The following is a 12609-nucleotide window of genomic DNA, read 5'->3' as shown; positions in this document are numbered from 1 at the left end:
AGACAGGGACTTCCTTAGGCCGTAAAAAGGTATCTTTGAAGCCCTGGTCAGACAATTAAACACTATAGATATGGGCACTGCCAAAAAAGCCAAATCCGCACTGATCTCCGTCTTCCACAAGGACGGCCTTGAACCCATTGTAAAAAAGTTCCACGAGCTGGGCATTACCATGTACTCAACGGGGGGTACGGAATCTTTCATACGCTCCCTGGGATTAGAGGTCATTCCCGTAGAACAGGTCACGAGTTATCCTTCCATCCTGGGGGGAAGGGTAAAAACCTTGCATCCCAAGGTGTTCGGGGGCATCCTGAACCGTCAGGACAACCAGGGGGATGTGGCCCAGTTGGAGAAATTCGACATTCCCCAGCTCGATATCGTGATCGTAGACCTCTATCCCTTTGAGAAAACGGTAGCTTCAGGGGCTTCGGAACAGGATATCATCGAAAAGATAGATATTGGCGGTATTTCCCTGATCAGGGCGGCGGCCAAGAATTTCAAGGACGTACTCTGTGTCTCTTCCATGGAGGACTATAGGGAATTCCTCAGTCTGATCACCGAAGGCAAGGGCAGCACCACCCTCTCTCAGAGGAAATCCTTTGCGGCCAAGGCCTTCAATGTCTCCTCCCACTACGATACGGCTATCTTCAATTACTTTAACAGGGATCACGGGATCTCCTCCCTTAAGATCAGTGAGACCAAAGGCCAGGTACTCCGGTATGGGGAGAACCCTCACCAGAAGGGATTCTTCTTCGGGGACTTCGACGCCATGTTCACCAAGTTGCACGGGAAGGAACTCTCTTACAATAACCTGCTGGACGTGGATGCCGCAGTGAACCTCATGTCCGAATTCCGGAATGACGACCCCACCTTTGCCATCCTGAAACACAACAATGCGTGTGGGCTGGCCACCAGGGACACAATCCATCAGGCCTATGTGGATGCCCTGGCGGGAGACCCTGTCTCCGCCTTCGGGGGGATTCTCATCAGCAACGTGGCGATCGACGCGAAAACGGCCGAAGAGATCCACCAGCTGTTCTGCGAGGTAGTGATCGCCCCTGCTTTTTCGGAAGAAGCCCTGACCATCCTGAAGGGCAAGAAAAACCGTATCCTTCTGGTGCAGAAGGAGGTTGCCCTGCCCGAGACCCTGGTTCGCACCTGCCTGAACGGAGTGCTGGTACAGGAGAAGGACCACATCACGGATTCCAGGGAAGGCCTGACCTATGCGACGAAGAAAAAACCATCTGATCGGGAATTGGAAGACCTGATCTTTGCCTCCAAACTCTGCAAGCATACCAAATCCAACACCATCGTCCTGGCCAAGAACAAGCAGCTCTGCGCCAGCGGTACGGGTCAGACCTCACGGGTAGACGCACTGAACCAGGCCGTGCACAAGGCGCGATCCTTCAACTTCGACCTGGACGGGGCCGTCATGGCCAGTGACGCCTTCTTCCCTTTCCCGGATTGCGTGGAGATCGCACACAAGAGCGGGATCAGCAGTGTGATACAGCCCGGGGGATCTATAAAAGACCAGCTGAGTATCGATTATTGCGACGAAAATCAAATTGCAATGGTAATGACGGGCACGCGTCATTTTAAACATTAATTTTACTACTTTTGTCGATAAAATGCACCCGTTTATCCGAACCAAACTAAACACTCACGATGGGATTTTTTGATTTTTTAACGGAGGAGATTGCGATCGACCTCGGAACTGCCAATACCCTGATCATACATAACGACAAGGTAGTGGTTGACAGTCCTTCCATTGTAGCCAGGGACAGGATCACCGGAAAGATCATTGCTGTTGGGCGGGAAGCCAACCAGATGCAGGGTAAGACCCACGAGAATATCAAGACCATACGTCCGTTGAAGGATGGGGTGATCGCTGATTTCGACGCCTCGGAGAAAATGATCAATATGTTCATCAAGAACATTCCTGCCCTGAAGAAAAAATGGTTCCCACCGGCCCTGAGAATGGTCATCTGCATCCCTTCGGGCATCACCGAAGTGGAAATGCGGGCGGTAAAGGAATCTGCGGAGCGGGTAAACGGAAAGGAAGTATACCTCATCCATGAACCCATGGCTGCGGCCATCGGGATCGGTCTGGACATCATGCAGCCCAAGGGCAATATGATCGTCGATATCGGAGGGGGTACCACGGAGATCGCCGTGATCGCCCTTGGGGGGATCGTCTGCGACAAATCGGTCAAGATCGCGGGAGACGTATTCACCAACGATATCATCTACTACATGAGGACACAGCACAACCTCTATGTGGGTGAGACCACCGCCGAAAACATCAAGATCAAGATAGGTTCTGCCACGGAGGACCTTCAATCACCGCCGGATGAGATGTCTGTACAGGGAAGGGACCTGCTCACCGGAAAACCCAAGCAGGTGCAGATCACTTTCAGGGAGATCGCCAAGGCCCTCGACAAATCCATCCTCAGGGTGGAAGATGCCGTTATGGAGACCTTATCACAGACCCCTCCAGAGCTGGCCGCGGATATATACAATACCGGGATCTACCTGGCAGGAGGGGGTTCCATGCTCAGGGGACTGGACCGCAGGCTTTCCCAGAAAACCGACCTGCCCGTTTACATTGCTGAAGACCCATTGAGGGCCGTAGTGCGTGGTACCGGAATCGCCCTGAAGAATTTAGAACGCTACAAGAGTATTCTCATCAAGTAAATCCCGGAACCAAATCCTTCTGCTGCCTTGAAGCGGGATGTCCGGAAGGGATGGGAGCATCCAACAGGAAAAGCGCATGCAACAGATTATCAATTTTATCCTACGCAACAAGACTACCCTGCTCTACCTGTTTTTACTTACCCTGGGGATGGCCATGAGCATAAAGTCCCATTCCTATCACCAATCGAGGTTCCTGAATTCAGCCAACTGGCTGAGCGGGAGCATCTACAAAACCCAGTCGGATATCACGGGCTACTTTGGCCTGAGGGAAGAGAACGATCGGCTGGTGGAGGAAAACACCCGACTGAAGAAATTGTTGTACAATTCCGCTGATCTTACTGTTGCCGGGGCGGCAACGGATTCTTTTCCTTACCAGGTGATCCCTGCAAGGATTATTAAGAACAGTTATGCCCTGCGCAACAACTATATCACCCTGAACAAGGGAACTACCAATGGCGTAAAACAGGATATGGGCGTGGTAACCTCCATGGGTGTCCTGGGAATCGTGGAATACACCACGGATCGATTTTCGGCCGTTCAGAGCCTGCTGAACACTCGTTCCAACATCAATGCGAAGATCAAGAATACCAATAATTTTGGATCCCTCACTTGGAATACGGATCGTTATGACGTCGTCCAGCTAGAGGATATCCCGCGGATCGTCCCCCTGAACATAGGAGATACGATCGTCACCGGGGCGATGTCCAGTATTTTCCCTGAGAATATCCCCATAGGGACCATTCAAAGGATCGACCTGGAAAATTCGGATAGTTTTTACGAAATAGATGTGGCCCTGTTCAATGACATGACCAATCTTAAAAACGTCTATATCATCAGCAACAGGAACAGCGAGGAGATACGCCTTCTGGAAGAAAAGATAAACGATGACCAATAACCTGTACCTTCAGAACGGACTCAGATTCCTGCTCCTGGTGCTGGCCCAGGTGCTCATCTTCAACAGGCTGAATTTTCTTGGGTTTATCAACCCCATGGTCTATATCCTCTTCCTCTACTGGTATCCCATTAAACAGCGCAGGAGTGTCTTTATCATCATTTGTTTTATCCTGGGACTGGCGATAGACGTCTTTTCGGACACCCTGGCCTTCCATGCCGTGGCCTGTGCCACCATGGCCTTTTTCAGACCTACCATCATGCGCTTTGTCTTCGGGGTGAATTACGAATTCCAGAGTTTTAAACTCAGCAACACCACACGGGCACAACAAATTGCGTTTTTGACGTTCTTAATACTGGGGCACCATACCATCTTCTTTTTACTGGAGATTTTTAGTTTGTCCCATTTGCTATTACTTTTGAAAAAAATAGTCTTTACCGGCTTAGGTACCCTGGTGCTGGGTATTTTGATGATAACGCTTTTTAGTGCAGAGAAAGAATGAAAAAGTTCCTGCTTTCTTCCATCATTGTGATCATAGGAATTACCTTTATAGGCAGGCTTTCCTATTTGCAGATCTTTCGCACCGCCCCTAACCAGATCCTTGAGGATTCCGCCGTACAGGCGATCTACGACTACCCCGAAAGGGGATATATTTACGACCGCAACGGGGACCTGCTGGTCGCCAATCAGCCGGCTTATGATGTGATGGTGATCCCCAGGGAGGTCAAACCACTCGACACCCTGGAATTCTGTTCCCTCCTGGGAATAGACAAACCTAAGTTCCTGGAAAGGATGCAGAAGGCAAGGATCTATTCCCCCCGCCTGCCCTCCGTGCTGGTACCGCAACTCTCCAAGGAAGACTACGCCCGTCTGCAGGAGAAAATGCGCAAATACGAAGGCTTTTATATCCAGAAACGATCGCTCCGATACTACGACACTCACAGTGGGGCCAATGTATTGGGCTATATCTCCGAAGTAAACGAAACCGACATCAAGAGAAATCCCTACTACAAACAGGGGGAACTCACGGGAAGGACCGGAATAGAGAAACAATACGAGGAGGTACTAAGGGGTGTTAAAGGGGTTAAATTCATACAGAAAGACCGGTTTAACCGCGACATCGGCCCGTATAAGGACGGAGCACTAGACACCCTGCCTGAACAGGGGAAAGAGATCCGCGTGACCCTTGACAAACAATTACAGGAATACGGTGAGCAACTCATGGTCGGAAAAAGGGGGGGTATCGTTGCCATAGAACCGGCTTCCGGAGAGATCCTGGCCCTGATCTCTGGTCCTACCTATGACCCCGCCCTGCTTGTCGGGAGGGAGCGATCTGCGAACTACAGCAAACTTCATTACGATACGATCTCCAAACCGACCTGGGACAGGGCCCTCCTGGCACAGCCCTCTCCCGGATCTCCTTTCAAGACCCTCAATGCGCTTATCGCCCTGCAGGAAGGGGTGATGAGACCGGAGACCACCGTACAGTGCTACAACGGATTTTTTGTCGGCAACAAGAAAAGGGGATGCCATTGCGGGGGCGGACTCAGAAACATGAATACCGGGATCTTTAAATCCTGCAATGCCTATTTTGCCCAGGCTTTCAGAAAGATCTATGAGAAGTACCCCACTACGGATGAAGGAATGGATGTGTGGGAAAAACACATCAAGAGCTTTGGCCTGGGTGACTATCTGGGATATGACCTGCCTACCGGGCGGAAGGGCCGCGTTCCGGACAAGGCCTATTACGACCGCGTTTACGGGGATAACCGATGGGCGCCTTCCTTTATTATTTCCAATGCCATCGGGCAAGGGGAGGTATCAGCCACACCCATCCAGCTGGCGAATATGACCGCTGCCATTGCCAACAGGGGTTACTATTTCACCCCCCACATCATCAAAGAGATCGGAGGAGAACCCGTCAGCGATCCCACATTCACAACGCCCCATTACACCACCATAGACAAGGCGAATTTTGAACCGGTAGTTCAGGGGATGGCCGATGTATACACCCAGGGTACAGCCAAATGGCTGCAGGTCCCTGGCATCGAAATTGCCGGAAAGACCGGTACGGTCGAGAATTACACCAAGATCGACGGGGTGAGAACCCAGCTCACGGACCACTCCCTTTTTATTGCCTTTGCGCCTGTTGACAACCCCAAGATCGCCCTGGCCGTGTATATCGAGCACGGATACTACGGTGCGAGGTACGCAGGTCATATCGCATCCCTCCTGATCGAGAAATATCTCAAAGGGGAGATCACCCGCACAGATCTTGAAAAACGAATGCTGGAAAAGACCCTGGAGGCAGAATATGCCAAGCCCTACAGCGGGGAAGAGTTCAAGATCAACGAATATGTCTGGTAAAAGCGTCTTTAAAAGGGTAGACTGGTTAACCATTTTCCTTTTTCTGATACTGGTTTCCATAGGCTGGGTCAACGTCTATTCCACCACATTCTCTGAAGAAAGCAGTTTTGTATTCGACCTGAGCCAGCGTTACGGGAAACAGCTCTTTTTTGTCGGGGTGTCCCTTATCTCTGCCTTTATTCTGCTCAACTTGGAAGCCCAATTCTATGAGCGATTCTCAAGTGTGATGTACCTCATTAGTATGGTGCTTCTCCTCGGTCTCTTCGTCTTTGGGAAGAACATTGCCGGAGCTACTTCCTGGTACGATCTGGGTTTTTTTAACCTTCAACCTTCAGAACTGGCGAAATTTACCACAGCCCTTGCCCTGGCTAAATACCTCAGTGACATACAAACCGATATCAAGAGGGTAAAAGATCAGCTCTATGCCTTGCTGATCATCTTCATCCCAGTATTATTGATCATCCCACAACCCGATCCGGGCAGTGCCCTGGTCTTCATGGCCCTCGTATTTGTTCTTTTCAGGGAAGGGCTTCCCTTGTACTATCTGACCATTGCCCTGTTGGCAGTGATCATCTTTATCACCACCCTCATGTTCGGCACCATCTGGGTTGCGATCAGCCTGGCTTTGTTAATAGCTGTTTTCCTTCTTGTAAAAAAATCGAAGTTTAAAGTCCCCCTCTTTCCCCTGATCCTGTTTTTTGTTTTGTCCTTAGTATTTTCCCTCTCCGTGAACTTCGTTTTTGAGAACGTCTTCGAACAGCGACACCGGGACCGTTTCAGCCTCTGGCTGAGGCTGGAAAAGGATCCCGAAAAACTGGAAGAGATCCGAAAGACCATTGGCTATAATACCTACCAGTCCGAAAAGGCGATAGAATCGGGGGGCGGATTTGGGAAGGGATTTCTTGAAGGGACCCGTACCAAGGGGGATTTTGTACCGGAACAGGATACAGATTATATTTTTACGACCGTGGGTGAAGAATGGGGGTTCATGGGCACGGCCACGGTTGTTTTATTATTCACGGCTATGCTGCTCAGACTCGTCTACCTGGCCGAAAGACAGAAGAGCGATTTCAGCCGGATGTACGGATATGGCGTAATTTCCATCCTTTTGATACATTATTTTATCAATGTTGGCATGGTTACGGGTATCCTGCCAACCATAGGTATACCCCTGCCCTTCTTCAGCTATGGGGGTTCTTCCCTTCTCGGCTTTACAGCCCTCCTCTTTATCTTTTTAAAACTGGATGCAAATCGCCTCAACGAGTGGCTTTAGAACGGCCAGTAGGTGTCTTTTACCCCTTCTTCCAGCTTGCTCTCCAGGCTGTCCGGCACGGATTCAAAAAAATCGATTCCCGTCTCCTCTTCCAGACGATCGATGGAGACCCTGAACGTTTCCAGGGGCTGGGAGGTTTCCCCGTGCGGGATCAAAAATGCGATGGCCTCCAGGTCTTTCCCATTCTGCCTCACTACGATCTTGTAAAATAAACGCGGAACCGTAACCCCTTCATATCCTATGGCCGGAAGCCCACGCCTGAGTACGCCCCCTGTGATCACATAGAGGGAATCATACTTCCTCGCCCAGTTGCGGACCTGAATCTCCAGCCGGTTCCAGACCCCGGCGTTGAAATCGGATTTCATCGGACTGATATTGCTGGTGTAAAAGGTCTCATTATAGGCAGCCTCCGAAAATCTGCGGTCCCCTGCCGGGCAGAGGTGGCCCCTGTCATAGCCGGAGTTTCTGTAATTCCTCCAATCTGCGGAAAAGGTCTTAACCCCGGGATCCTCTTCGAAATAAGGCCTGCGACGGTCGTCAGAGGTAAGGTGTGAACGGGTGAGGGCATAGGCTACCCACCGGGCCTGCTCGTGAAGTTCACTGTACTCCAGGGTGTAATAGTTGTGCGTGACGACAGCCGAGGCATCCGCACGCGGTAAGACCCATGCAGGGAGGGTGGCCCGGGCCTCGTTTGCATCCTTGCTCAGGGATGGGAGGAGGTAGTACTCGACCGTCCAGAACAGGAAGACCACCACGACGAGCAACAGGTAATAAATGATCTTGTTCTTTTTCGATTTTCGCATGCCCTGCTTACGGTTCTTAAAACGCTGCTAAAATACAGGAATTCTGGGGACGAAGACCTACCTTTGAAGTGTAAGGATTCAGGGGATTCTCCGACTACCTAAGCCCCCTGGAAACAGGTTCAAAAAAACAATAAGACTTATGCTCACCTGGAAAGACGTCATACATTATTCGGTTCAAGGCAATCCCGAACCCGATCGAAGGGTTGAAAAAACGGAAGCCGAATGGAGGGAATCCCTTAGCCCGGAACAATACAGGATCACAAGAAAAAAAGGTACGGAAGCACCCCATTCTGGTGCCCTCTGCAGTATTCATGAAGCAGGGCGGTATGCCTGCGTCTGCTGTGGTACGCCCTTGTTCGATTCCACCATCAAATTCGATTCCGGGACGGGATGGCCGAGCTTTACTCAACCCATAAAGGAAAATGCCATAAAGTACGAAAAAGACAATTCCTACGGCATGGTGCGCGTGGAGGTGATGTGCAATACCTGCGATGCCCACCTCGGGCACGTATTTCCCGACGGGCCAGCACCAAGCGGCCTGCGCTATTGTATCAATTCCGAATCCCTTGAACTTTTAAAAAGCACAGCCGATCATGAGTAATCCAAAGGTGGAGGTGGCAACCCTCGGCGGTGGCTGTTTCTGGTGCACGGAGGCTGTGCTGCAGGAGGTCAGGGGGGTGCAAAAGGTCGTATCCGGATACACGGGAGGCAAGGCCCCCGGAAGACCCACTTACAGGGAGGTCTGTTCCGGGCTTACCGGTCATGCCGAGGTGGTCCAGGTTTCCTTTGACCCCGATGTGCTCTCCTATCACGACTTGCTGGTGATCTTTATGACTACCCACGACCCCACTACTCTTAACCGGCAGGGGGCAGATGTAGGCACACAGTACCGGTCTGTGATCTATTACCATAACGAGGAACAGAAGAGGGTGGCCGAGGAGGTCATTGAGGAACTCAAAGATTCCTTCGATGCGCCCATCGTCACAGAGGTAAGTCCGCTCGCCCCTTTTTACGAGGCCGAGGAGTACCACCAGAATTACTACAGGAACAATCCCCGGCAGGGGTACTGCAGTTATGTGATCAGCCCGAAGATCAACAAACTCAGGAAACTACACGCCGATAAACTCGGCAAAGCATGAAGAAGATGATTCCAATAGAAAAGGCCCTTTAATAGGGCCTTTTTTGATTTAATCGTTTCTGATACCTACCCCTTCACATGGGCGAGTTTATCGTTCCTGATGTGGTCCTCCCTGAGGTCCCTCAGCACGTTTACTGCTTCTTCTATGTACACGTCCTTCACCAGGTTCTTGTGCCATCGCTCTCTTTTCTCCCTGAGTAAGGTGTCCTGCACAAAGAGTCCCTGTTCGTATTTAAGGGATTCAAAGGTGAGTTGACTGTCGTAATCGGACAGTTGTTTGAAGTAATCCGATTTTTCCCTGTTGGCCTTATCCCTGGCCTTGTACAGGTCGTAATTCAGAGTGACGGTCATTTCGTCCTGCTGTTCCTTCAGCCATTTGGCGTTTTCCTCTATAAGCCTTACCTGGGGGTTCTGGGCGATACGCTTATTGCTGTTTGCAATGATCTTTTCAAAATCTATCTTTCCATCCCACGCCTTGTAATTAGCCGGATTGATCTTATCCCAGCTCATGGCATTCGCCTGACCTTTTTCTCCCAATACGATGTATCGGTATCGGTCCGGGATAACGATGTCGCTTTTCACCCCTTCCAGCTGGTTGGATTCCCCGTTTACCCTGTAGAACTTCTGGATGGTCACCTTGATCGCCCCCAGGTCGCCATACTCATTCACGTGAACCACATTTTCCAGTGGGTACATGGTTTGTACGGTCCCTTTCCCAAAGGTCTGATTGCTTCCGATAATGATCGCCCTCTTGTAATCCTGCATGGCAGCAGCGAGGATCTCAGAAGCAGAAGCCGAAAACTCGTTGACCAGGATCACCAGGGGTCCATCCCACTGTACCCTTTCGTCCTTGTCCTCATAGACCATCTTATCGTTGTCCGAAGCGCGCACCTGTACTACAGGCCCGTCCTTGATAAACAAACCGGCCATATCGATGGCTGTGCGCAGGGATCCTCCCCCATTATCGCGAAGGTCCAGGATGAGTCCTTCCATCCCTTCTTCCTTCAGCCTTTCGATCTCCCTGGCCACATCGGTTGCAGCATTCCGGTCGTTGTAATTCTTAAAGTCGGCATAGAAGCCGGGAAGCTGGATCAAACCGAATTTGTCTTCCTTGTCTATGATCTTGGCAGATTTTGCGTATTGTTCCTCCAGTTCCACGATATCGCGAACCACGGTCACCTCCTCAATGGTACCATCCACCTTTCTGACGGTGAGGTATACCTTGGTCCCTTTGGGGCCCTTGATCAGTTTTACGGCATCGTCCAGCGGCATACCCACGATGTTCACCGGGGTCTCATTCTCCTGGCCCACTTTGATGATCTCGTCACCCACCTCGAGCAACTGTCCTCTCCATACAGGTCCCCCGGAGATGATCTCCACGATCTTGGCTCCTTCGGGTTCGGGTTGAAGCCTGGCTCCTATCCCTTCGAAGCGACCGGAGATCTGGCGGTCAAAATAATCCTTGTCCTCAGGTGCAAAGTAAGAGGTGTGGGGGTCAAATTTGTCTACGATGGAATTGATGTACTGGGCGAACCGGTCCTTTCGCTCCATGTTGTCCACGAAATCGAAGAATTCTTCCAGGGTCTGCCGGGTAACGTCCCGGGCCTCCTTTTCGACCTCTTTCTCTGTGAGCATCACATAATTCGGGTCGTCTTTCTTCTTCTGGATCTCGTCCTTCAGTTTGGAGTCGAAGGTGTTCAGGGTCCAGAATTTGAGTTGTTGCCTCCATCGCTCCTTCAGTTCTGACCTGGTACTCGTAAAGGGCCTTTTGTCGTAATCGGAGTTGATGGATTCCTCCACGCTGTAATCAAAGGGGTCATCCAGAATCTCGTTGATGAGAACTTTTACCTCCCCGATACGCTTCATATACCTTTCATTTACCAGGTTGAAAAAGGAGATGTCCGTATTCTTGATCTGGTCGTCTATCTGGAACTTATATTGTTCAAAATCCTGGATATCTCCCGCCAGGAAGTACCTCTTGGTAGGATCGAGAACATCGATAAAATCCTCGTAGACGCTCACGGACAGATCGTCATTGATCGCCTTTGGAGAATAATGCCCTTTTTCCAGGATGTAGGTAATGATATCTAACAGGAGTTTATCCTTGTCGTTATTTTCAAAGGTCTTGTTCGTAAAGCTGCAGGAAGCCACCGCGATCAGAACAGCAAGAAACCCTAAAACCAAATTCTTCTTCATGTACATGTTGTTTCTACAGGATTCAAAAGACTTTGTGCAGTGCCCTAAAAACCTGAGGTTTATAAATTTAATCAGACTCTAAGATATAGAAAAAACCATGCCAATAAATGCCCCGGACGATAATTTTTTGTTAAAGGCGGTCCCCGCTAATCCTCAGTAAAAACGTATTTTTACGGCTTAAAGTATGCGAGATGAGTAAACCTTTGATCCTCGTGACCAATGATGACGGAATCACGGCTCCGGGATTGCGCACGCTGGTGCGCTGTATGAAGGAACTCGGCGAGGTCGTGGTGGTAGCCCCGGACAGTCCCCAGTCGGGAATGGGACACGCCATTACCCTGGACAACACCCTTTATTCCAAAAGGGTGGTGATCGACCCGGAGGCAGGGGCTCCAAAAGAGTACAGTTGCAGCGGCACACCAGCCGATTGTGTTAAGCTGGCCCTCCAGGAATTGCTGGACCGCAGGCCCGACATCTGCGTGAGCGGGATCAACCACGGCTCCAATGCCTCCATCAATGTCATTTATTCCGGGACCATGAGTGCCGCCATTGAGGCGGGTATCGAAGGCATCCCTGCCATAGGTTTCTCCCTCTGTGACTATTCCTGGGAAGCCGACTTCACCCCTGCCGAGGATGCGGTCAAGAAGATCGTAGCCCAGGCCCTGGAGAATGGCATTCCCAAAGGGGTGGTGCTCAATGTCAATATCCCCAAGACAGATAAGGCAGGGCTTAAAGGGATCAAGGTGTGCAGACAGGCAAGGGCCAACTGGAAAGAAAAATTCGACAAGCGCACCAATCCTTCCGGTAAGGATTATTACTGGCTTACCGGGGAGTTTCAGCTCCTCGACAAAGGAGAGGATACGGACGAATGGGCCCTGTCTCAGGGGTATATCTCCTTGGTGCCCACTCAATTCGACCTCACGGCTCATTTTGCCATTCAAGACATCAATACCTGGAACTTACATGAACACTAGAAAAGAACTTATCATTGGCTTTGCCGTGGGCGTTATTGCCAATGTTTTTGGCACCCTCCTCTATATCCTCCTCTTTTCAGACATGGGGATACAGGAGACCCTGAAGGCTGCCGAGGCCCAGGGATACCTGGGGAGCCTGGTGGCCCTGGGGGCCATCCTGAACCTTATCGCCTTCTTCGGTTTTCTGAGGATCCGCAGGGATCAGCGAGCCAAAGGGGTGCTGGTCGCAACCCTTTTAGCAGCCCTGGTCATTTTGTATTACAAGGTATTTTGAG

At 50.7% G+C, this 12609-nt stretch carries 12 protein-coding genes; 10 read left to right on the top strand and 2 right to left on the bottom strand.

What is annotated here, in order from left to right; translation table 11 throughout:
* Window positions 1-70 precede the first annotated feature (70 nt).
* From purH to rodA, 6 genes are all read left to right on the top strand, one after another.
* Complete coding sequence (purH, locus tag GWK09_RS14115; protein ID WP_163694116.1) at window positions 71-1603, top strand: bifunctional phosphoribosylaminoimidazolecarboxamide formyltransferase/IMP cyclohydrolase; 1533 nt, start codon at window positions 71-73, stop codon at window positions 1601-1603.
* Window positions 1604-1662: 59 nt separating this feature from the next.
* Window positions 1663-2691 carry a rod shape-determining protein gene (locus GWK09_RS14110; RefSeq protein ID WP_163694115.1) on the top strand — a complete coding sequence of 343 codons (1029 nt, stop codon included), beginning with the start codon at window positions 1663-1665 and terminating at the stop codon, window positions 2689-2691.
* A 76-nt stretch (window positions 2692-2767) separates the two neighbouring features.
* Window positions 2768-3586, top strand: a complete 819-nt coding sequence (gene mreC, locus GWK09_RS14105; RefSeq protein ID WP_163694114.1) for a rod shape-determining protein MreC — start codon at window positions 2768-2770, stop codon at window positions 3584-3586.
* Window positions 3576-4085, top strand: coding sequence for a rod shape-determining protein MreD (locus GWK09_RS14100; RefSeq protein WP_163694113.1), 510 nt, complete (start codon window positions 3576-3578; stop codon window positions 4083-4085). Before mreC ends, GWK09_RS14100 begins: the two co-directional genes overlap by 11 nt.
* The gene (locus tag GWK09_RS14095; RefSeq protein WP_163694112.1) at window positions 4082-5950 is read left to right on the top strand and encodes a peptidoglycan D,D-transpeptidase FtsI family protein; all 1869 of its coding nucleotides are present in this window, start codon (window positions 4082-4084) and stop codon (window positions 5948-5950) included. Before GWK09_RS14100 ends, GWK09_RS14095 begins: the two co-directional genes overlap by 4 nt.
* Window positions 5940-7223 (top strand): rod shape-determining protein RodA, encoded by a 1284-nt coding sequence (gene rodA, locus GWK09_RS14090; RefSeq protein WP_163694111.1) that lies wholly within the window; start codon window positions 5940-5942, stop codon window positions 7221-7223. The genes GWK09_RS14095 and rodA overlap by 11 nt, the downstream gene beginning before the upstream one ends.
* On the opposite strand, the gene GWK09_RS14085 is transcribed toward rodA, so the two are convergent.
* Window positions 7220-8026: a DNA/RNA non-specific endonuclease gene (locus GWK09_RS14085; protein WP_163694110.1), complete on the bottom strand. Its 807-nt coding sequence runs from the start codon at window positions 8024-8026 to the stop codon at window positions 7220-7222. The two genes, rodA and GWK09_RS14085, sit on opposite strands and share 4 nt — an antisense overlap.
* Before the next feature lie 139 nt (window positions 8027-8165).
* On the opposite strand from GWK09_RS14085, the gene msrB reads away from it, so the two are divergent.
* Window positions 8166-8627, top strand: a complete 462-nt coding sequence (gene msrB / locus GWK09_RS14080; protein WP_163694109.1) for a peptide-methionine (R)-S-oxide reductase MsrB — start codon at window positions 8166-8168, stop codon at window positions 8625-8627.
* Entirely contained in the window at window positions 8620-9165 is a 546-nt protein-coding gene (msrA, locus tag GWK09_RS14075) for a peptide-methionine (S)-S-oxide reductase MsrA (RefSeq protein WP_163694108.1), read from the top strand. Before msrB ends, msrA begins: the two co-directional genes overlap by 8 nt.
* 65 nt (window positions 9166-9230) lie before the next feature.
* Here the strand turns inward: msrA and GWK09_RS14070 are convergent, their stop codons facing one another.
* Window positions 9231-11360 (bottom strand): carboxy terminal-processing peptidase, encoded by a 2130-nt coding sequence (locus GWK09_RS14070; protein WP_163694107.1) that lies wholly within the window; start codon window positions 11358-11360, stop codon window positions 9231-9233.
* A 191-nt stretch (window positions 11361-11551) separates the two neighbouring features.
* On the opposite strand from GWK09_RS14070, the gene surE reads away from it, so the two are divergent.
* Together surE and GWK09_RS14060 are read left to right on the top strand one after the other, a co-directional pair.
* Entirely contained in the window at window positions 11552-12334 is a 783-nt protein-coding gene (gene surE, locus GWK09_RS14065) for a 5'/3'-nucleotidase SurE (protein WP_163694106.1), read from the top strand.
* Complete coding sequence (locus GWK09_RS14060; RefSeq protein WP_163694105.1) at window positions 12324-12608, top strand: hypothetical protein; 285 nt, start codon at window positions 12324-12326, stop codon at window positions 12606-12608. The genes surE and GWK09_RS14060 overlap by 11 nt, the downstream gene beginning before the upstream one ends.
* Window position 12609 lies beyond the last annotated feature (1 nt).

Origin of the sequence: Muriicola jejuensis (assembly GCF_010671595.1) — a bacterium.
Lineage (GTDB): Bacteria > Bacteroidota > Bacteroidia > Flavobacteriales > Flavobacteriaceae > Muriicola > Muriicola jejuensis.
Note: the sequence above shows the minus strand (reverse complement) of the source record. Positions and strands in the feature narration are given on the sequence as shown.